The organism is Halanaerobium saccharolyticum (assembly GCF_003053565.1).
Taxonomy (GTDB): Bacteria; Bacillota; Halanaerobiia; order Halanaerobiales; family Halanaerobiaceae; genus Halanaerobium; species Halanaerobium saccharolyticum_B.
Genome location: NZ_QAXS01000003.1, coordinates 53,637 through 74,310, shown reverse-complemented (window position 1 = coordinate 74,310; position 20,674 = coordinate 53,637). Strand labels below are relative to the sequence as shown.

The window sequence follows — 20,674 nt, the reverse complement described above, 5'->3', positions numbered from 1 at the left end:
AGAGCAGAATCTAGACATGGCTAACATGTGCTATCTTATAGGGGTACTTTAACCCGGGAAGATAGATTCCTCATAGCAGGAGTCTATTTTCTCGGGTTTTACTATTTTATAGAGGGGTGGTGAAAACTTTAGATTCTGTTTTTAGATATCTAGAAAAAAATAAGGAGGGTATTTATTAATGAGTAATAATAATGGAACTTTAGAAAACATATTTAAGTTAAAAGAAAACAATACTGATGTGAAGACTGAGCTTATCGCTGGGATTACTACCTTTATGACAATGGCCTATATTATCTTTGTTAACCCTGCAATTTTAAGTGATGCAGGAATGCCTTTTGACGGAGTATTCATTGCTACAATTTTAGGTGCAATGCTTGGTACTCTGGCGATGGCAGCTTTAACTAATTATCCTTTTGCACTGGCTTCTGGAATGGGCTTAAATGCATTCTTTGCTTATTCAGTAGTTATTGGAATGGGAGTTACCTGGCAGGCGGCACTGGGAATTATATTCCTGGAAGGTATTATTTTTATTATTTTGAGTGTGACCCCTGTTAGAGAAATGATTGTTAATAGTATTCCAATGGCTTTAAAAACAGGTATCAGTACAGGTATTGGTTTATTTATTGCCTTTATTGGACTGCAGAATGCTGGAATAGTCGTAGCAGATCAGGCTACATTAGTTGCAATGGGAAGTGTTTTAACAGGACCTGGACTTGTAGCTTTATTTGGTTTGATTGTTACAGGTGTTTTACATGCTAAAGGGATTAAAGGAGCTCTTCTCTGGGGTATCCTGGCATCTACAGCTTTTGGTTGGATTAATGGGGTAACACCGGCTTTCAATGGTGTAGTTGCAATGCCGCAAATGTCTGACTGGTCAGAAGTATTATTCCAATTAGATATCGGGTCAGCTTTGAGCTTCAGCATGATGGGAGTTTTATTATCATTCCTCTTCGTAGATATGTTTGATACAGCTGGAACTTTAGTTGGAGTAAGTCAGCAGGCTGGTTACTTAGATGAAAATGGTGATTTACCAAAAGCAAGTAAAGCTCTTTTAGCTGATGCTATTGGTACTACTGGTGGTGCTTTATTTGGTACAAGTACAGTAACTACTTATGTAGAGTCTGCTTCTGGTGTAGCTGAAGGTGGACGTACAGGTTTAACTGGGGTAGTGGTTTCTATTCTGTTCTTCTTATCATTATTCTTTAAACCATTAATTGGAATAGTTCCTGGAGCAGCAACAGCACCTGCCTTAATTATTGTAGGTACAATGATGATGACTAATATTACAAAGCTTGACTGGGATGACTTTACAGAAATCCTGCCTGCCTTTGTAGCCATGATTGCGATGCCTCTAACATATTCAATCTCTAATGGTATTGCACTTGGATTTATTGTTTATCCAATAGTTAAGCTCTTTACAGGTAAAGGTAAAGATGTACACTGGTTAGTATATGTTCTGGGTATAGTATTTGTACTATATTTTGTAGTTCATTAAGATAAACTAAACTAACTAGATTAAATTTAAAATTTAAAAAATAGCTTCAATAATTTTATTTAGAAAAAGCAGGCTCTCATTTTTGCGAGGCCTGCTTTTTTGAGTTTATAATGATTTTTTTCAGTTTGAAATTACTTTATTTTATTTCATTTAGTTCAAGCATGTTTTCATAGCTGACTGCTCCGACAACTTTGTTGGTTATAATTCCATCTTCATTCAGAAAATAGCTGGTTGGGATACCTCTGACCAAATAATTTTGGGCTGTACTCTTATCAGTATCTAAAAGGACCGTAAAATTTAGTCCGTTCTGCATCATAAAATTAGCAGCTGTTGATTTATTTTCACCAATATTAACAGCTAAAATGGTCACTTCTTCTCCATATTCTTCGTGCAGCTTCTGCATATCTGGCATTTCTTCTCTACAGGGAGGACACCAGCTGGCCCAGAAATTTAGAAAGACTTTCTGCCCCCGGTAATCACTTAAACTTACTTCTTTATCATTCATATTCTTAAGAGTGAAATCCGGAGCTTCCATACCTGTTTCTGTTCCAACCTCAGCCTGAACTACAGCCGGGCTCGAGTTTTGAAAATAAAAGATTGATAGTCCACTTAAAACTAGAGCCGCAATTAAGATTATAGAAATTTTTTTCTTCACTAATTATCCCTCCATTTCAAAATTCATATTCTCGTTATTATAATTATATAAGTAAAGCACTCAAATTTCCAGTTTTTTAGATAAAAATATCGCAAAAAAGGGATATGGATTAAAATTAGTTTTCTTTAGGATCTATCTGCCGGCAAATTAAAGCTTTAATTTTTAATTATTTTTTTAATGATTTCTTTACTTTTTTCTGCAATTAACTCAGGATAATCAAGGTGGATATAGTGGCTTCCATCTAAAATAAAAGTCTGACCATTAGTTGCTCGGGCATAAGAAGTTATACTTTTCTGCCAGTAATCTTTTTCATTTTGGCTGGAAATAAAAGCAGAAAAAGGTACTCCTGATTTATCTTGCTTAGAAACTAATTGAGAGTTACTTTCCACCATATCAACTTCTTCCCACATATTTTTAGTCTGGACCCGGCGATAAAATATTGTTCGGGCAATTTGAGCTTCTTTTGCTGTTAAAAGCTCCTTTTTAACTGCTTCAAAATTATTGTTGAAAACTTCAGGCTGATTTCTAACCAATCCGGTCCTGGTCAAAAAAGTAATTAGAGGAGATAAAAATGGTCCTTCTTCAGATTTTTCAATAACCCCGGGGACCAGAGGGTCGAGACCAATAATAGCTTCTATTTCCTCAGGATACAGGTTGGCCCAGTAGATTGCTTCCAGCCCGGCTAGAGAATGAGGGAATAAAATATAGGGAGCTTTTTCTCCGGATAATTTTAAGGCTGTTCTTGTTTCATTAAGTACAGTTTTTAGATCTCTGTCAGCAGAACTGATTTCACTCCAGCCATAACCAGCCCTTTCAACTACTACAATTCGATAATCAGCTGCTAATTTTTCAAAAAGCACCTTGAAGTCATAGTAGGGAGAAACAGTCCCCAGCCCGGACATAAAAACCAGAGTTTGATCTCCCTGGCCTTCAGAATAGACATGAAGCTCTGTTCCATCTACTTCTACCATTTTGCCGGGGGCAGGATATTTTTCTTTTTCTTCAGCAATCAGCTCTTTGTGTTCAAAATAACTGCTTAAAACAATAAATGAGACTAAAGCAATTAAAATTAAAGGCAGAATAATTAAAACGCGTTTTAAGATTTTTTTCAATTTACTCTCTCCCTTTTAAGTTTTCTTTTTTAGATTCTAAACTTTGATTAAAAATTTGATATTTTTTATTGTTAAAAAATGCTATAGATAATGCCAGAATTTCGGTAATCAAAATAATAGTTAAAACTGCCTGCCAGCCATAAGCCTGTTGAGTTCCCAAAACAATTAAAAGTAAAAATACAGAGATTCCATCTGCAAGTAAAACAGCCAAATAGGACAATTTTTTTGAAGAGGTCTTATAAATTGTCCAGGATACAGCAAGCTCACTTACAGTTCCAATTACAGCTCCAAAAAGAAAATAAATTAAAATTGATTCAGCTAAATTGCTGTCTGGATTCAGAAATATATTTTCAAAAAAAGCAATTACGACCCCGACCATGCCTGAAGGCAGTAAATTATAAATGTAATCTTTAAATTTTTCCATTCTTACCTCCTTATAAACCTAAATAGTCTTTAAAAGCACCAGCATAACTGCGCGAAACTTCAACTTCCTTTTTATTAGTTAATTTCAGCAGCAGGCGGCCATTAAACCAGGGAACAATTTCTTTTATATGTAGAATATTAACTATCTCTGACTTGTTGATTCTGACAAAACCTTCGACAGCCAGTTCTTCTTCCAGCTGATATAATTTTTCCTTAACTCGATATTTTTTATCTTTGGTTAGAGCATAGATAATGCTATTTTGAGCTGCACAAAGTATAATATCCTGATAATTTATAATTTCATAATTTTCATCCAGCTGACCGATTAAATGATCCTGCAGTGATTTTTCTTTTTCTGAAGCCTGATTTAAAAGTTTATTTTCTAAAAATGAAATTAACTGCTCAATTTTTTGAGGGTTAAAAACAATGCTGATTCCGTTTTCAGGAATTTCCTCTCCATTTTCAACCAGTGCCAGCTCTGCCTGCTTGGAAATCTCAAAATCTCTGGCTTCCAAAAAATCTTTTAATAAAAGCTGGTATGGATCAGAACAGATCAATTTTACTTTCATAATTATTTGCCTCCAGATTTTCTGTTTGCTTTAGAATTATTTTCAAAAAATTACACATTATCTTAATTATATTAATAAAAGTTAGCCAAAGTAAAGTTTTATTTCTGATAAGCTACTTTTTTGCTTAAATACAGAATATCACTTCCTGTAGAATTAAAAAACAGCTTTTAGCTAAGTCGCAGTTTTGAGAGTCTAAGTCGTATTCTGTGAGTGGCAAAATGAATTAAGACAACTTATCCTGTTCTAAAGGCCAGTCGGGCTTTGAGATTAACCTTTTAGCTAAAAACTTTTTATATTCAGCTAAGATCTTATATAATAAGAAAAAATATAACTTAAAAAAATTAAGGGGAGAGATTTGATGAAATTTAAGCTGGGAATACCAACAGATTTAGAAGAATTATCGCAGAATGAAGACTGGAAAGAACTAGAAAACATCTCAAGTTTTTTTATTTTTAAAATACTAATATTAGGTTTTGGAAAGTAATGTATAATAAGTTGTGTAAATAAAATTATGATAATTTTTTTAAATAAAAAGAGGAATCCTTCTTTGAGTGGTTGAATATATTTATTGACAAAATAAAAAACACAACCACAAGGAGGACTCCTCATGAAAAGTATAACTGAAAAACCCAACAATGGTCAAGTGAATTTTGACGATATGATTAATGATTTGATCAAAAATTTTATCGAAAAAATGCTTAAAGGTGAATTAACTGAATTTCTAAATTACGATAAATATGATTCTGCTGGTAAGAACTCTGGCAACAGCCGCAATGGTAATTATTCTCGTAATTTACAGACTAAATATGGTGTCATTGAAAATTTAGAAGTTCCAAGAGATAGAAACAATGATTTTCAAACTGCTCTTTTTGAGCCATATAAACGTCGTGATAACTGGCTGGAACAGACTGTAATCCAGATGTATGCCAGAGGTCTATCCACTCGAGATATAGCTGATTTAATTGAGAAAATGTATGGTCAAAAATACAGTGCTACCAGTGTCAGCAATCTGACAGATATAGCATTAAAAGAAATTGAACAGTGGAAAAAAAGACCCTTAGAAAAGCGCTATAGCGTAATCTTTATTGATGCTCTAAGCATCAAGATCCGCCGAGAGCATGTTGGCAATGAATCAGCATATATAATCATTGGAATTAATGAAGAAGGCTATAGAGAGATTCTGGACTTCTACATTGGTGTAACAGAATCAGCTGCACTCTGGCAGGAAGTATTAATGAACCTGAAATCCAGAGGTGTAGAACAGGTGCTTTTGGGTGTTATGGATGGTCTACCAGGATTAACTGACTCATTCCTTAAAGTATATCCAAAAGCTGATGTTCAACGCTGTGTAGTTCACAAGATTCGAAATACTCTTCATAAAGTCAAGAAAAAACATACAGATGAAATTGTTACAGATCTAAAGAAAATTTACAAAGCTCCCAGCAGAGAGTATGCAGAGCAGGCCTTAAATGATTTCAGCTCAAAGTGGGATAAACTCTATCCTCACTTAGCTCAAAGCTGGTTTGAAGATAAAGATGAATTGTTTGCTTTCTACAAATATCCAGATAGTATTCAGAAGTCAATTTATACAACTAACTGGATTGAAAGAGCCAATAAGGAAATCAGAAAAAGACTTAAAACAATGAACAGTTTACCGAATGAAAAAGCAGCAGAAAAAATCTTATATCTTAAGATCATAGACTACAATTATAAATGGTCAGAGAGAAGATTAAAAGGATTTTTAGCTGCTCGAGAAAAACTAATTCAACTATTTGAAGAAAGATATTAATTTATTTACACAAAATACTTGACGTTACCTTTTGGAATTTTAATCAGTACATTTTTTTATCAATTTATTAAAGAAATTATATCAATTAGGGAAATTTACAGTAACTATATGGACAACTGGTACATAGTATTTTTATTAATCCCCTTACACGAAGTTTGTCATGCCCTACTGTACCCCAATTTTGGTCTTTCTGACAAAAGTATTTTTGGTTTCTGGCCGAAGAAATTTGTCTTTTACTCTTATTATGATTTACCTCTAAAAAGAGATAGAATTATAATTGCTATGCTGGCGCCTCTATTTATACTAACTGTAATTCCAGTTTTATTAATTTCTGTCTTCGAATTAAATTATATATATTTAGCTATTTTAGCAGTTCTGAATTCCATTGGAGGAGCAGGTGATATATTTTACTCTATTTTAATTTTCAGTCAGGTACCAAAGAATTCGGTTGTGAAAACTGATACTGCCAGAGTTTTCTGGAAGGAAGTATAAAAAATATGTAGTTTTAACTGATTTTTCTTTTCATTGCCCTAATCTATGATAAAATATAAATAAGAGGAAAATTCGGATAATTTATTGAAATTTTAATAATAATCTCGAAGTAAATTATCTGACTGAAATTATAGTATTATTTTGTAAGAGCTAATTTTAGTTAAATCAATAAGGAGGAGTAATTATGCTAGATAAATCAACATTAAGAAGTCCGGAACTGGCTGAAGAGGGCTGGCGCAAAATTCAGTGGGTAGCTGATAAAATGGATATTTTAAATGAAATTTTAAAAGAACACCAGGAATCACAGCCGCTGGCAGGTAAAAAAGTGGCAATCTGCCTTCATTTAGAGGCTAAAACTGCCTATATGGCTTATGTGATCAGTCAGCTGGGAGCAGATGTGGCTATTGCCGGCAGTAATCCACTTTCTACTCAGGATGATGTAGCTGCAGGTCTTGCAGCCCACGGTGTGATGGTTCACAGCTGGTATGGCTCCACACCTGAAGAGTATAAAGAGCATTTAAATATGGTTTTAAATATTGAGCCGGATCTGATTATTGATGATGGTGGCGATATGGTTGAGACTCTACATACAGAGAGAAGAGAACTCTTAGAAAATATCATTGGTGGGGCAGAAGAGACTACTACTGGAATTCACCGCCTGGAAGCAATGGAAGGTGATGGAACTCTGGCTTTTCCAATGATGGCAGTTAATGATGCAAAATGCAAATCACTTTTTGATAACCGCTATGGTACCGGTCAGTCGGTCTGGGATGGAATTATGCGGACGACTAATCTGGTAGTGGCTGGTAAAACCGCGGTAGTGGCTGGTTATGGCTGGTGTGGCAAAGGTGTTGCCATGCGGGCTAAAGGATTAGGTGCCCGAGTAATTGTAACTGAAATCGATCCGATTAAGGCCAGCGAAGCCTGGATGGATGGTTTTGAGGTAATGCCAATGCGGGAAGCAGCTAAAAAGGGTGATTTCTTTATTACTGTTACAGGCTGTAAAAATGTAATCGACGAAGAAGATCTTAAGGTAATGAAAGATGGAGCTATTATGGCAAATGCAGGCCACTTTGATGTTGAAGTCTCCAAACCAGCTTTAAACAGGCTGGCGGTCGAAGTAAGTGAGTCCAGAAAAAATATCAGGAAATTTGAAATGGCAGATGGCCGCAAGCTGTATCTCCTGGCTGATGGACGTCTGGTTAATCTGGCAGCCGGAGATGGACATCCGGCAGAAATTATGGATATGACGTTTGCCCTGCAGTTATCTTCACTGCTGCATCTAAACCACAATCAGAATTTAGATGCCCAGGTGTATAATATACCTGATGACATTGATAATATGGTGGCTGAATATAAATTGAAATCTTTAGGCGTCGAAATTGATCAATTAACTGATGAGCAGGAAGATTATATCAACAGCTGGACTGAATAAATATTTTTGGTACCAGGTCCAAAACGGCCGTTTTGGACCTGGTTATAAAGAAACAATTCACAAATAGGAAAAAGTAAGGAGTAGTAGAGCAGAAATGAAATTAAAGTATGGTAGAAAGAATTTAGAATTTGAGATTGAAAGCAGCAGAGTATTGGATATTTTAAAAGCAAATGAAAAAGAAGGTCTGGCTGACCCAATGTCAGCAGTAGAAGATTCCCTTGAAGACTCAATTGGCTCAGCTCCACTGTCAGAGCTTCTGCAGCTTAGAGAAATAAATGAGCTGGTAATTATAGTTAATGATGTAACCCGCTTTACCCCTTATAATTATATGCTGCCTCCACTGCTGAAGACTATTGCTGAGGCAGGAATTAAAAAGGAGCAGGTGACTTTTGTGATTGCTACAGGAGTTCACTCTGCTCATTCTGCTGAACAGAATCGAGAAATCTTTGGCAGAGAAATTGACAGCAGTTATAATTTTATTCACCACAATTGTGATCAGAATTTAGCTGACTTAGGAAAATTGAGCACCGGTAATCAGTTAAAGATTAATAAAAAAGTTGCTGAAGCTGATTTTGTAATCACAACAGGAGTCATTTTGCCCCACTATATGGCTGGCTTTTCTGGAGGTCGAAAATCAATTTTACCAGGAGTTGCCGGCAGAGATAGTATTGAAAATAATCACGCGATGATGGTCGAGGTAATTGAAGAACAGCCCGCTTTAGAAAATAATCCTATCAGCAGAGAAATGTTTGAAGCAGCAGAGATGCTGGGTGTGGACTATATACTTAATGTGGTGACAAACAGTGAACGAGAGATAGTAAAAGTAGTTGCTGGTGATTACCGTCAGGCCTGGGAGGCTGGCATTGATATTTCAGCAGAGATGTATCATTTAAATCTGGCAGAAAAAGCTGATGCAGCAGTTGTCAGTTCAGGTGGTTTTCCCCGTGATATTAACATCTATCAGGCCCAGAAAGCTCTCGATCATGCCGACCATGCGGTAAAAAAGGGTGGTACAATTATCTGGGTGGCAGAATGCTCGGAAGGTTATGGAGAAGAGCGTTTTGAAATGTGGATGAATGAAGCTCAAAACCCTGAAGATAATGTAGATCGAATTAAAGAAAAGTTTCTAATTGGTGGTCATAAAGCCTTTGCAATCTCAAAAGTAGCAGCAGAAAAAGAGATAATATTAATTTCCAGTCTGACAAAAGAAAGAACAGAGAATATTTTTGCCAGTAAAATGGAAAATATCCAGGAGGCAGTCGATTTCCTTAAAGAAAAACACGGTGCTGATTATTCAGTTTATATAATGCCTCAAGGAAGCCTAACTGTTCCTGTGGTGAAATAATATGTTAAAAATATCTTTTGAACCAGGTCCAAAATGGCCATTTTGGACCTGGTTCAAATAAATATGGTTCAAATAAATATAAAAAGACAAAAAGAGGTGGAATAATTGCAGAATATAGAAAAAGTACAGAAAATTATTGACAATGTGGAAGAAGTAATTCTGGGTAAAAATAGAGTAATAAAATTGGCTTTAGCAGCGATGATGGCTGAAGGGCACATCCTATTTGAAGATGTTCCTGGAGTTGGGAAAACTATACTTGTCCGCTCACTGGCCCGCTCAATTGGCTGTTCATTTAAACGAGTTCAGTTTACTCCGGATCTACTACCTTCAGATATCACTGGAGTTTCAATTTATAATCAAAAAACTAATGAATTTGAATTTAGAGAGGGGCCAATCCTTTCTCAGGTTGTTTTGGCTGATGAGATAAATAGAGCTACGCCAAGAACTCAGTCAGCACTGCTGGAGAGTATGGCAGAAAAGCAGATTACAGTCGAGGGGGTTAGCCGCAGGCTGTCAGATCCTTTTATAGTAATGGCAACCCAGAACCCCATTGAATATGATGGGACTTTTCCCCTGCCTGAAGCTCAGCTTGATCGTTTTTTAATCAGGTTGGAGATTGGTTATCCAGCCGAAGCAGAAGAACAGATGATTTTGAAAAATTTGCAGCTTGAGCATCCGGTGGAAAAATTGGAGGCTGTAATGACCGATCAAGAATTTATTGAGCTGCAGTCTGATGTCAAAAAGGTACATGTTGATCAGAAGCTGCGAAAATATATTGTTGAGCTGGTCAATCAGAGCCGCAGTCATAGTGATCTAGAGCTGGGAGCCAGTCCCCGCGGAAGTATTGCCCTGATGAAAATGGCTCAGGCCTGGGCAGTAATTAATGAGCGGGATTATATTATTCCTGATGACATTAAAGAAATTGCAGCTGCAGTTTTAGCTCACCGAATTATTATTAAATCAAAAAGCAGACTTAGAGGTGCAGATAAAGAAAAGATTGTGAAGGAGATTATCAGAAGAACCGAGGTGCCAGTAATTGATTAATTTCTTTGCCTTAGGTTTAGTAACCTATCTGGGAGGAGCAGTTTTGCAGCGGACAGTTTTGTTTAAGCTTGCTTATTTTTTCCTCCTCTTTCATTTTACAATTAAATATTACCACTATAATATCTCCAAAAACTTAAAAATAAATCATTACCTGGAAAATGATCATTTGTTTTATAATGAAGAAATTAAGGTAACTATTGAAGTAGAAAACAACAGCTTTCTGCCAATTTTATGGCTCAAATTTGATGAGTATTTACCCGGAAAGTTAACTACTCTGGAAGAACAGCATTTAAGTTATTTTAAAGCTGGCGAGAAAAAAGAGTGGACTTTTAGCCTGAAAGCAAAGAAGAGAGGGCTCTATAAAATTGGACCGCTGAGATGGGAAATGGGAGATTTTTTGGGTTATGAACTGACAAAAGGAGAGCTCAAAGAGCTGGAAGTATATATCTATCCCAAAATTTTGAACTTAGAAGAACTGGGACTTGCCTCCAGGCTGCCCTTTGGGAAATCCAAATGGCCTCAGCCGATTTACCAGGACCCCTATCGAACAGCAGGTATCAGAGAATATCAGGGTTCGGATAGGATGAATCAGATCCACTGGAAGGCTTCAGCCAAAACCGGAGAATTAAAATCCCGCAAGAATGAATCGACGGTTTCCATTGATACAGCCCTGGTTTTAAATATGTCTCAGGAAGATTATGGCCACAAATTTTTAGAAAGAAAAACAGAACTCGCAGTCACTGCCACCGCTTCGATAGCCTATTATTTAAATCGAATTGGTCACAGTTATAAATTTATGAGTAATGCCGTCATCGAAGGTGAAAACCGAGAGGCGTTTAATGCCTACCAGGCAAAAATAACTGAAGGAGAAGTTGAAACTGAACTGAATTCAGAAAGTGAAAAAGATGAGAATTCAGACTCAGAAGCGGCAGCTAATGATAAAATTGCAAATAGTTCTGTCTCTGATGCAGAAGACGTGGAGCATGACTTTGATAGCTATTTAAAACTTCCATCAGGAAATGGAGATGGCCATCTGCAGCAGCTGCTTGAACTGCTTGCTCGGGTTGATATATCTCAGGCGGATAATTTTCTTAATTTGCTGACTGATGAGCTCGATTTAGCCTGGGGAGGAACCCTGATTATTTTTACAGAAAAGGATGACAGCCAATTGATGCAGGTGGTAGAAAATTTAATGCGAAGAGGCTATAATATTAAAATTATGATTATGGGAGATGAGGTAGTTCATCGAGAATTTAGGTACCGATTTTTTACAGCACCACTTTCTATCCATCACTTAAGGAAGGAGCGTGATCTGCATGAAAGCTAAAGAATATAATTTTAAATACAGCTATCTTTATCCTTTTATGGGGGTTCTGCTCTATTTTATTCTGGCAGTGATGTTTTTTTATTTAGTTGAAATTAATTCTAACTTTTTTAATTTAAACATGCTATCCTATTTACTGCTCTTTTTATTTCTAATTGAAGCAATATTGCATTTTAATGCTTCCCTGGAAATAAAAATCCCGCTGCTGACTTTTGCGGCTGAGTTTTTTCTTTACCTTTTTATTTTAGTCGTTTTTAGTGGCCGTTATCAGGGCTTAAATTCCATATTCATTCTTGAAAATCTTGATTTATTTACTTTCTGGCTGATCAGTATTTTTATCTGGTATCAGGTTTATGAATTCTGCGGTATTTTTGAGTACTTCCGTAAAGATTTTGATAAAATCTATGCAAGTAGAGGTGAAGATTGGAATCTTGATGAGTTTAGAAGGCTTCTTGATTATCCTCTGATCTGGCCCAGGATGACTCAAAAAATCAGCTGGCTTAATCTCCCCTTATTTATTCTCTGGGCGGTTATGGGAGAGATGAACACATTTTTTCTGGTACTAACAATAATTTTTCTAGTGGTAGAAGTGTTTCTGCTGGCCCTAACTTATCTTGATAAAAAAACAGTTGACTGGAATGTTAATCGAATTAAAGAGAGCCAATCAATAAAAAAGGGCTGGCGAAAATTTCTTTTGATTTTTATCATTTCAGCTCTGCTGCTTGCCTTTTTACTTCCTTCTAATTATCAACCGCTGCCGATGGATAGAATTAACAGCTGGCTTGGGAGACAGCTAGCTCAAATGGGAGTAGTTGAGATGGAGCAGCAGCAAAATATTGGCCAAAACATGGGAGAAGGAGAGCTTCCCGCTGAGGTAGAAGAAGAGGAATCAAGACTGATTGAAATATTATTTATTGTTATTCAGATCTTTTTAACAGTTATTTTTGGACTCTTTTTTCTGGCTTTGATAATCTTTTTTATAACTTCCGAAATTAGTAAAATTAAGAATATGCCCCAGTTTTTCAAGGCTTTTTACAGATTTTTGATCAAATCAATCAAAGATATTTTTTCTGTTGTTAAAGATTTGAATTTCAATCTCAGTTCAAGCTGGAAGGAAAGAAGAGAAAGGCTTAAGAATAAGAAATCAACTAAAAAAGAAGAAAATAGTTTAAAAAACATTGATCTCAAAGGGGAGTCTAATTCAATAATAATCAGAATTTATAATTCTCTACTTAAACTTCTGTCTTTAAAAGGGATGGGAAAAGATCCCGCTTCAACTCCTTATGAATACAGCAGTTATCTGGAAGAAAAATATCAGAATTTAAAAGATGAGATTAATGATCTGACAGATATTTTTGTCGAAAGTGCTTACAGCAATCATTCTCTGGGTGAAAATGCAGTTAAAGCAGCAAAGTCAATCTGGAAAATTTTAAAGAAAAAAATCTGATTAAAATTGAATTTAAATTAGTAGAGGAAGGGGCACTAATATTATGCAAAAAAAGTTGAAAGTTGGAATAATTGGTTGTGGTGATATTGCTTTTAGCAAACATATGCCGGGACTTAATAAATTAAAAAATGTAGAAATGACAGCTTTCTGCAACCGAAGTATAGAAAAAGCAGAACGAGCAGCTGCGGAATTTGGGGCAGAAGTTTCCAGGGTTTTTACAGATTATAAAAAACTCCTGGAGGATGAGCAGCTTGATCTGGTTCATATCTGCACTCCAAACAACTCCCATGCAGAAATTTCGGTTGCAGCGCTTAAGGCCGGTAAAGACGTAATGTGTGAAAAACCGATGGCTTTAAACGCTGAAGAAGCAGAGCAGATGTATCAAACAGCTCAATTGACCGGGCAAAAATTATCTGTCAGCTATCAGAATCGTTTTAAGGCAGAAAATATTTTATTTAAGGAACTGGTTGAAAGCGGTAAACTGGGAAAAGTTTATTTTGCCCGCTCACTAGCATTAAGGCGACGAGGTGTGCCGACCTGGGGCTATTTTCTGGACAAAGAAATTCAGGGAGGAGGACCTCTAATCGATATTGGTACCCACTCACTCGATCTAACCCTCTGGCTGCTGGATAATTATCAGCCTAAAATTGTGCTGGCAAATGTATTTAATGAGATGGCAGAAGAAAGCAGTGAAGCCAATTATTTTGGCCCCTGGGAAAAAGAAAAATTTGAAGTCGAAGATGCTGCAGTTGCTCACATCATTATGGAAGATGGGACTACAGTCTTCTTAGAATGCAGCTGGGCGTTAAATACTCCAGAGGACTATGACATTAAGACTGTATTAAGCGGCAGAAAAGCAGGAGCGGATAATATCAATGGACTCCGGATCAATGGCGAAAAGGATGGCAGATTATATAAAGAGGAAATTTCTACAGCCAGTTCAGGCAATGAAGATCCAGGTGAGAGGGAGATGAAACTCTGGATTGAGGCTGTGAGAGATGATAAAGAGCCGCCAGTTAAAGCCAGAGAGGCAGTTGTGGTAGCGCAAATTCTGGATGCAATTTATAAATCTGCTGAAACTGGAGAAGCAGTTAAATTTTAAAATCAATTGAGCCGGAGACGGCTCTTTTTTTTAATTTTGTAATTGCTTTTTAATTCAATAATTGTTAAAATAAAATTAGCAAAAAGCAATTGGAGTGATTAAAATGAAGGGTAATATAATGGAATTAAAGGATGAAGAGCAAATTATTGAGGTCTTAAAAGCCCTTGGCTCTGAATCCAGAATGAGAATTTTAGAAGTCTTACAGAATGAAGATATGAACTTAAATCAAATTTCTGAATTTATAGATATGCCTGCTTCCTCAGTAACAGTAAATATCAAAAAGCTGGAGGAGGCAGGTCTGATCGAAACTGAGTATCGACCAGGTAATCACGGATCTCAAAAGATCTGCAGCTTAAACTATGATAAAATTTTAGTTAACCTGCCTGGAAATAGAGAATTAAAGGATAAAAATTTAATTGAAACCTCAATGCCAATTGGTAATTATAAAGACTTTAATGTCAGCCCCACCTGTGGTCTGGCTTCAGAGAAAGCGGTGATTGGCGAGCTGGATGATGTTAAGTCATTTCTCCACCCAGAGCATATTCATGCCCAGATTCTCTGGTTTGGTAAGGGTTATGTAAAATATGTTTTTCCAAATAATCTGCCCAATAATTCTCAGGCAACAAAATTAGAGTTGAGTATGGAGATTTGTTCCGAAACTTCAGATTATAACGAAGACTGGCCATCTGATATTTCAATCTGGATCAATGGAGTTGAAATTGGTGTCTGGACTTCTCCCGGAGATTTTGGTGAGAAAAGGGGTATTTTAAATCCTGACTGGTGGTATTTTGATCAAACTCAGCACGGGTTATTAAAAATCTGGCAGGTTACAGAAGAGGGAGCATTTATTGACGGCAATCAGATTTCGGATGTAACTTTAGCTGATCTTAAGATTGAAGATGAAGATTTTATTGATGTTAAAATTGGGGTTAAGGAAGACGCCCGCAATGTTGGTGGTGTCAATCTTTTTGGCAAAAAATTTGGTAATTACAGACAGGATATGATGCTTAGATATAGATATAAATTCAATGATTAATGAATTAAATCAAAAAAAATTAAAATAAAAGCAGGAATTTTTTATTTCGTGTAGAATAGTAATAATTAGAGACAAATTTTCAGCTGCATTTTTTATGTGCTTTAATTCAATAAACATTAAATTAAAGCAGTGATACTTAAATCAAAAGGAGGGCGATACTTAGGGCTGAATAAAGTAATATTTTTTTAGAGTTAATTTTCGCAATATTATCAATTGAGAGAGTAGTCGGGTAATCAAATTTATTTATCTTTAGCGATAAATTCAAAAAATCGCTAATAAAATACTTAAGGGGGATTATATAATGAAAAAGGCTTTATTTTTAGTAGTTTTAGTTGCAGTAATGGTAGGCTTGACATCTAATGTAATGGCAGAAACTGTAACAGTAGAGTACTGGAATCTTTTTGGTGGTGGAGACGCAGAATTTATGGATGAAATAGTAGCAGAATTTAATGCTTCACATGAGGATATAGAAGTAGATGTCACCAGGTTAGAGTGGGGAGAATATTATACCAAACTCAAGACTGCAACAGCCAGTGGTAACGGACCTGACATTGCTATCAGTCATGTTACCAGAGTTAAAGAGCTTGCAGATGAAGGTTTAATTGTTCCTTTAGATGAGCTGGGAGAAAATGTTGGTATTGATTGGACTGAGTACAATACAAATATTCTAAGTGGTGCAGAAATTAATGGGGAAATTTTTGCAGTACCATTTGATACACATCCACTTGTTTACTATTATAATAAAGATCTATTAGCTGAAGCAGACTTATTAGCAGAAGATGGTACTCCTAAGATGGAAGGTTCTTTCAAAGATTTTCTAGAGAAATTGAAATCTGATTCTTCTGCAAAATATCCAATGACAAACTGGACAAAATTAACTGAAGAAGGACACTATAGAGTCTGGTGGAGTCTTTACAGTCAGCTTGATGGATCACCAGTTATTAGCGGTGATGAAGTGACTCTAGACAAAGCAAAAGCTGTTGAAGCAATTAATTATATGAAGGATCTTTATGACAAAGAATATTCACCACTGCACTCAGAATATATGGAAAATGTAAACTTATTTAGAAATGGTGAAGCAGCATCACTGTTAACAGGTGTTTGGATTACTGGAACCCTGGAAGCTACAGAAGATCTTAATTTTGGAGTTGTTCCAATGCCGCAAATTTTTGATAATCGATCTGTCTGGGCTGATTCTCATACTCTAGTTATCCCTTATTCAAGAAATGTGGATCAGGAGAAGAGAGAAGCAGCATTAACTTTTGCTAAGTGGGCTACTGATAATGGACATCTATGGGCTGTAGCCGGTCATATACCAAGTAAAGATACAATTAAAGAAAAAGAAGAATTTGTTAATATGCCTTATAGAATGGATTATGTAAAGGCAGCTGACTATGTAAGCTTTGATAGTGCTGGCTCATATACATGGAGCATTAGAACAGAGATAACCACAGCTTTAAGTAAGGTCTGGAATAACCAAATCACAGCAGAAGAAGCAGTAGATCAGGCAGTAACAGGTATAGAGAGACTGTTAAGTAGATAAGAATTAGAGTAGTTAGACAGTTAGACAATACAGCACAGGTGCTTTGAGGGCACCTGTGCCTTTATAGAAGAATTAAAGGGGGTTTTAAATTTGAAATTTTATAATCAGTTATCGGATAGATATCCATTTTTAAAAGCTTTACCGTTTTTACTGCCATTTGCTATTGTTTACTTTATCTTTTTGATTTTCCCAATTTTTAGAGGGTTTTGGATGAGCCTGCACCGCTGGACTATGATCAGAAACATGGGTTTTGTTGGTCTAGATAATTATCTTTATATGATCAAAGATCCAGCCTTTTGGGAATCTTTAGGAAATACATTGATGTTTGTTATACTTTCAACACCAACTATTGTTATTGGGGGCTTAGTGCTGGCACTGCTGGCCAATCAAAAAATTAAAGGGCAGTTATTTTTGAAAATAGCATTTTTCTTACCTTATGTATTATCAGTAGCAGTTATTTCTTCAATTATGGTTTATTTTTTCCAACCTCACAGTGGACTTTTAAATGGTATTTTACAGAGTTATTTTGGAGTAGAAGAGACAATATTCTGGTTAGGAGAAGCTAATCTTGCCTGGTTTGTAATCGTTTTTGCAACTTTATGGTGGACAGTTGGATTTAATATGGTTTTATATCTGGCAGCCCTGCAGGATATACCGGAATCCTTTTATGAAGCCGCAGAAGTAGATGGAGCGACCAAGCTGCAGCAGCTTTTATATATTACCCTTCCATCTTTAAAACCAATCACCTGGGTAGTAACTTTACTGCAGATTATTTTCTCATTTAAGATTTTCTCACAGGTCTGGCTGATTACCGGTGGTGGACCTGGTACAGAAACACGTCCGATAGTGCAGTATATTTACGAAACTAGTTTTAAACAAAACAGTATGGGTTATGGTGCAGCAATGGCCTTTGCTTTCTTTATAATTTTAGTAATTGTTTCTATGATTCAGATTTACTTACGCAACAGGAAGGAAGTGTAATAATGGAGAATAAAACTTCACCAACCGCAAAAGTTTTAAAATATTCATTTTCATATCTTCTGGCAGTACTCTTTATTTTTCCGATTTTATGGATGCTTTTTGCTTCACTTAAACCATCGGGTTATACTGTTTCTAAAATTGTAGAATGGTTTTTGCCACCTTATTCTTTTTCTAATTACTTTGAGGTGATTGATCAGGCACCGGTCTTAAAATGGATGTTAAACAGTTTTATAGTTTCAGCAAGTGTTACCTTTGTTGTAATTGTTTTTGATTCACTGGCGGCGTTTGCTTTATCAGTAATTGACTTTAAACATAAAAATTTGGTTTTTGTCTTATTCACGATTGGATTAATGGTACCAACTGAGGCAAATGTTGTAGCTTTATTTGATATTGTTCAAAAGTTAGGCTTAATTAATACTTATCCTGGTTTGATTCTGCCGAGAATTGCAATCCCCTTAGGAATAGTAATTTTAAAAGAGTTTTTTGATGCCATTCCCAGGGATTTAATTGACAGTGCCCGCATTGACGGCTGCGGCCTATTCAGAATTTATTATTCGATTTTTATGCCGCTGTCTAAAGCAGCTATAGCTTCAATTGGTATTTTTACCTTTATTCAGGCCTGGAACGCATTCCTATGGCCCTTTATCGCAATTATGACCAAAGAAATGTTTACTTTACCTGTAGGTGTTCCAACATTTACTGATGCTTATACACCTGATTATTCAATACCAATGACTGTAAATATGATTGCATCACTACCTGCTATAGCTGCCTTCTTATTATTCCAGAAGCAGATTATTCAGGGTATTAAATTCACCGGAATTAAAGGTTAAGAAAAAATATAGGTAAAAAATTTATTTGAGGAGGCGGAAAATGGATAGAAAAATACCAAGACCGGAACATCCCAAACCTCAGTTTGAAAGGTCTGACTGGCAGAATTTAAATGGAGCCTGGAATTTTGCCTTTGATGATCAAAATCTGGGAGAAAAGGATAAGTGGCATAAGAAAGAGGAACTTGAGGAAAAAATAATCGTTCCCTTCAGTTTTGAAACTAAAGCCAGCGGTATTGCTGACAGAAGTGAACATAATTTTATCTGGTATCAGAGAAAATTTAGAGTGGAAGTTGATTCTGAGAAGAAGATTATATTAAACTTTGGTGCAGTTGATTACAAAACTAAGGTCTGGATTAATGGCCGCTTTGCCGGCAGTCACAGTGGTGGCTATGATTCTTTTGCTTTTGACATCAGTGACTTTGTTGATTACCGAGAGGAAAATAATCTTGTGGTAAAGGTTGAAGATTCTCGCTCAAAATCTCAACCGCGGGGCAAGCAGACTTATAAAAATGATAATTTCCTCTGCTGGTATACCAGAACTACCGGTATCTGGCAGACTGTCTGGCTGGAGTATGTTGATCAGAATCTTTATCTTAGAGATCTTAAAATAACTCCTGATATTGATCAAAGCGAAGTTGAACTGGACTATTTCTTTAATGCTGTAGATTTTGGGACTGGAAATTATAAATTATTAACTACAATTGAATTTGAAGGGAAAAAGATAACTGAATTTGAGTTTGAAATAACAAAAGCTAACTATAAGTTAAAAATAAATGTTGAAGACGAAAATAATGAGCTCAAATTGTGGTACCCGGATAGTCCCAATTTATATGATCTTAAATTAACATTATTTAGAGATAATGAGGTTGTAGACCAACTCAGTTCCTATTTTGGCATGAGAAAAATTTCGATTGAAGCTGATCAAATCTTATTAAATAACCAGCCGTTTTATCAAAAATTAATACTGGATCAGGGATACTGGCCTGATAGTTTAGTAACACCGCCTTCTGACCAGGCAATAAAAAAAGATGTTGAATTAGCTAAAAAAATGGGCTTTAATGGAGCCCGCAAACATCAGAAGATAGAGGATGACCGCTTTTATTACTGGGCAGATAAATTAGGTCTTTTAGTCTGGGCTGAAATGGGATCTACTTATGAGTTTAGTGAGCAGGCAGTAGAAAACTTTAGTCTTGAGTGGCAGCGGGTGGTAAAAGAATTATATAATCATCCTTCAATTGTCTGCTGGGTTCCGTTTAATGAATCCTGGGGTATTGAGGCTGTTAAAAGCAACAAAAAGCAGCAGAGTTTTACCGAAAGCATTTATCAGCTGACTAAAAGTATTGACAGTGAGCGCCCGATAATTTCAAATGATGGCTGGGAACATACTACTTCAGATATAATTACCTTTCATGACTATGTAGAGAGTATAGACAAACTAAGGCAGACTTATCTTGAAAAGATAGATAAACTGCTCGCCAACAAAGAAGTTTTCAATGATCAGGTCTATATTGAAGGTGGAAAGTTCATTATGGCTGATAATTATGATTATCAGGGGCAGCCGCTGCTCTTTAGTGAATTTGGCGGAGTGGCTTTCCAGAACAAAGAAGGCTGGGGCTATGGTGAACAGGTTCAGACCAAAGAAGAACTTTTCCAGCGGATCGAAAAATTAATGGTGCTGATTAAGGAAGCAGAGTATTTTAGAGGTTACTGCTATACTCAGCTGACTGATGTTGAGCAGGAAAAAAATGGACTGCTTGATGAAAATAGAGAATTCAAACTGGAGTTAGAAAAGATTAAAGAGCTAAATCAAATTGTAGATATCTAAATTTAAATCAATAGAAAATAATTTTACTCCCTTATCCCCCTTTGAAATCAGGTTCTATACCTGATTTTGGAGGGGTTTAATTTTACGAATATTATTGAAAAGTCAAAAAATTTATGCTACACTAGAAATGTAATTTGAATTAAATATTTAGTTATATCCTATTTAAAACCTTTTAAAAGGCTTTAAATAGGAGAAAGATTTATTGCTTAAAACGTTTTAAAGAA

Annotated in this window: 19 protein-coding genes; 15 read left to right on the top strand and 4 right to left on the bottom strand. The window is 35.9% G+C overall.

Annotated features, from left to right (window positions below):
* The first annotated feature begins 178 nt into the window (after positions 1 to 178).
* A complete protein-coding gene (locus C8C76_RS02090; protein WP_108138210.1) occupies positions 179 to 1,495 on the top strand; it encodes an NCS2 family permease in 1,317 nt (438 codons plus the stop codon).
* Between the two features lie 136 nt (positions 1,496 to 1,631).
* On the opposite strand, the gene C8C76_RS02085 is transcribed toward C8C76_RS02090, so the two are convergent.
* The 4 genes from C8C76_RS02085 to C8C76_RS02070 all read right to left on the bottom strand — a co-directional run bounded on the left by C8C76_RS02085 (position 1,632) and on the right by C8C76_RS02070 (position 4,254).
* On the bottom strand, positions 1,632 to 2,150 hold the full coding sequence (locus C8C76_RS02085) for a TlpA family protein disulfide reductase (protein WP_108138208.1): 519 nt from the start codon (positions 2,148 to 2,150) through the stop codon (positions 1,632 to 1,634).
* Between the two features lie 155 nt (positions 2,151 to 2,305).
* On the bottom strand, positions 2,306 to 3,262 hold the full coding sequence (locus C8C76_RS02080) for an alpha/beta fold hydrolase (RefSeq protein WP_108138206.1): 957 nt from the start codon (positions 3,260 to 3,262) through the stop codon (positions 2,306 to 2,308).
* 1 nt (position 3,263) lies between these two features.
* Positions 3,264 to 3,686 carry a hypothetical protein gene (locus C8C76_RS02075; RefSeq protein WP_108138204.1) on the bottom strand — a complete coding sequence of 141 codons (423 nt, stop codon included), beginning with the start codon at positions 3,684 to 3,686 and terminating at the stop codon, positions 3,264 to 3,266.
* 10 nt (positions 3,687 to 3,696) lie between these two features.
* A complete protein-coding gene (locus tag C8C76_RS02070; protein WP_108138202.1) occupies positions 3,697 to 4,254 on the bottom strand; it encodes a LytTR family DNA-binding domain-containing protein in 558 nt (185 codons plus the stop codon).
* A 358-nt stretch (positions 4,255 to 4,612) separates the two neighbouring features.
* Between C8C76_RS02070 and C8C76_RS15305 the strand changes: the two genes are divergently transcribed.
* From C8C76_RS15305 to C8C76_RS02005, 14 genes are all read left to right on the top strand, one after another.
* Positions 4,613 to 4,738: a hypothetical protein gene (locus tag C8C76_RS15305; RefSeq protein ID WP_258222403.1), complete on the top strand. Its 126-nt coding sequence runs from the start codon at positions 4,613 to 4,615 to the stop codon at positions 4,736 to 4,738.
* Positions 4,739 to 4,861: 123 nt separating this feature from the next.
* Positions 4,862 to 6,043 carry an IS256 family transposase gene (locus tag C8C76_RS02065; protein WP_089656229.1) on the top strand — a complete coding sequence of 394 codons (1,182 nt, stop codon included), beginning with the start codon at positions 4,862 to 4,864 and terminating at the stop codon, positions 6,041 to 6,043.
* Between the two features lie 108 nt (positions 6,044 to 6,151).
* The gene (locus tag C8C76_RS02060) at positions 6,152 to 6,535 is read left to right on the top strand and encodes a DUF3267 domain-containing protein (RefSeq protein WP_108138200.1); all 384 of its coding nucleotides are present in this window, start codon (positions 6,152 to 6,154) and stop codon (positions 6,533 to 6,535) included.
* A gap of 184 nt (positions 6,536 to 6,719) precedes the next feature.
* Complete coding sequence (locus C8C76_RS02055) at positions 6,720 to 7,970, top strand: adenosylhomocysteinase (RefSeq protein ID WP_108138198.1); 1,251 nt, start codon at positions 6,720 to 6,722, stop codon at positions 7,968 to 7,970.
* A gap of 94 nt (positions 7,971 to 8,064) precedes the next feature.
* Positions 8,065 to 9,315: a nickel-dependent lactate racemase gene (gene larA, locus C8C76_RS02050; RefSeq protein WP_108138196.1), complete on the top strand. Its 1,251-nt coding sequence runs from the start codon at positions 8,065 to 8,067 to the stop codon at positions 9,313 to 9,315.
* A gap of 105 nt (positions 9,316 to 9,420) precedes the next feature.
* The gene (locus tag C8C76_RS02045; RefSeq protein WP_219909354.1) at positions 9,421 to 10,359 is read left to right on the top strand and encodes an AAA family ATPase; all 939 of its coding nucleotides are present in this window, start codon (positions 9,421 to 9,423) and stop codon (positions 10,357 to 10,359) included.
* Between the two features lie 43 nt (positions 10,360 to 10,402).
* On the top strand, positions 10,403 to 11,686 hold the full coding sequence (locus tag C8C76_RS02040) for a DUF58 domain-containing protein (RefSeq protein ID WP_181248130.1): 1,284 nt from the start codon (positions 10,403 to 10,405) through the stop codon (positions 11,684 to 11,686).
* A complete protein-coding gene (locus tag C8C76_RS02035; RefSeq protein ID WP_108138192.1) occupies positions 11,676 to 13,130 on the top strand; it encodes a DUF4129 domain-containing protein in 1,455 nt (484 codons plus the stop codon). Before C8C76_RS02040 ends, C8C76_RS02035 begins: the two co-directional genes overlap by 11 nt.
* Before the next feature lie 43 nt (positions 13,131 to 13,173).
* The gene (locus C8C76_RS02030; RefSeq protein WP_108138190.1) at positions 13,174 to 14,232 is read left to right on the top strand and encodes a Gfo/Idh/MocA family protein; all 1,059 of its coding nucleotides are present in this window, start codon (positions 13,174 to 13,176) and stop codon (positions 14,230 to 14,232) included.
* A gap of 103 nt (positions 14,233 to 14,335) precedes the next feature.
* Positions 14,336 to 15,268 carry an ArsR/SmtB family transcription factor gene (locus C8C76_RS02025; RefSeq protein WP_108138188.1) on the top strand — a complete coding sequence of 311 codons (933 nt, stop codon included), beginning with the start codon at positions 14,336 to 14,338 and terminating at the stop codon, positions 15,266 to 15,268.
* A 301-nt stretch (positions 15,269 to 15,569) separates the two neighbouring features.
* Complete coding sequence (locus C8C76_RS02020; protein ID WP_108138186.1) at positions 15,570 to 16,811, top strand: ABC transporter substrate-binding protein; 1,242 nt, start codon at positions 15,570 to 15,572, stop codon at positions 16,809 to 16,811.
* A 90-nt stretch (positions 16,812 to 16,901) separates the two neighbouring features.
* Positions 16,902 to 17,792, top strand: a complete 891-nt coding sequence (locus C8C76_RS02015) for a carbohydrate ABC transporter permease (protein ID WP_108138184.1) — start codon at positions 16,902 to 16,904, stop codon at positions 17,790 to 17,792.
* Between the two features lie 2 nt (positions 17,793 to 17,794).
* Positions 17,795 to 18,625 carry a carbohydrate ABC transporter permease gene (locus tag C8C76_RS02010; protein ID WP_108138182.1) on the top strand — a complete coding sequence of 277 codons (831 nt, stop codon included), beginning with the start codon at positions 17,795 to 17,797 and terminating at the stop codon, positions 18,623 to 18,625.
* Between the two features lie 40 nt (positions 18,626 to 18,665).
* Positions 18,666 to 20,450, top strand: a complete 1,785-nt coding sequence (locus C8C76_RS02005) for a glycoside hydrolase family 2 protein (protein WP_108138180.1) — start codon at positions 18,666 to 18,668, stop codon at positions 20,448 to 20,450.
* The last annotated feature ends 224 nt before the right edge of the window (positions 20,451 to 20,674 follow it).

What these genes read in the sequence shown, in the direction of transcription:
- C8C76_RS15305 (WP_258222403.1), top strand. Translation starts at nt 4,613, where the DNA reads ATGAAATTTAAGCTGGGAATACCAACAGATTTAGAAGAATTATCGCAG.
- C8C76_RS02035 (WP_108138192.1), top strand. Translation starts at nt 11,676, where the DNA reads ATGAAAGCTAAAGAATATAATTTTAAATACAGCTATCTTTATCCTTTT.
- C8C76_RS02010 (WP_108138182.1), top strand. Translation starts at nt 17,795, where the DNA reads ATGGAGAATAAAACTTCACCAACCGCAAAAGTTTTAAAATATTCATTT.
- C8C76_RS02060 (WP_108138200.1), top strand. Translation starts at nt 6,152, where the DNA reads ATGGACAACTGGTACATAGTATTTTTATTAATCCCCTTACACGAAGTT.
- C8C76_RS02055 (WP_108138198.1), top strand. Translation starts at nt 6,720, where the DNA reads ATGCTAGATAAATCAACATTAAGAAGTCCGGAACTGGCTGAAGAGGGC.
- C8C76_RS02030 (WP_108138190.1), top strand. Translation starts at nt 13,174, where the DNA reads ATGCAAAAAAAGTTGAAAGTTGGAATAATTGGTTGTGGTGATATTGCT.
- C8C76_RS02090 (WP_108138210.1), top strand. Translation starts at nt 179, where the DNA reads ATGAGTAATAATAATGGAACTTTAGAAAACATATTTAAGTTAAAAGAA.
- C8C76_RS02065 (WP_089656229.1), top strand. Translation starts at nt 4,862, where the DNA reads ATGAAAAGTATAACTGAAAAACCCAACAATGGTCAAGTGAATTTTGAC.
- C8C76_RS02020 (WP_108138186.1), top strand. Translation starts at nt 15,570, where the DNA reads ATGAAAAAGGCTTTATTTTTAGTAGTTTTAGTTGCAGTAATGGTAGGC.
- C8C76_RS02070 (WP_108138202.1), bottom strand. Translation starts at nt 4,254, where the DNA reads ATGAAAGTAAAATTGATCTGTTCTGATCCATACCAGCTTTTATTAAAA.
- larA (WP_108138196.1), top strand. Translation starts at nt 8,065, where the DNA reads ATGAAATTAAAGTATGGTAGAAAGAATTTAGAATTTGAGATTGAAAGC.
- C8C76_RS02005 (WP_108138180.1), top strand. Translation starts at nt 18,666, where the DNA reads ATGGATAGAAAAATACCAAGACCGGAACATCCCAAACCTCAGTTTGAA.
- C8C76_RS02075 (WP_108138204.1), bottom strand. Translation starts at nt 3,686, where the DNA reads ATGGAAAAATTTAAAGATTACATTTATAATTTACTGCCTTCAGGCATG.
- C8C76_RS02025 (WP_108138188.1), top strand. Translation starts at nt 14,336, where the DNA reads ATGAAGGGTAATATAATGGAATTAAAGGATGAAGAGCAAATTATTGAG.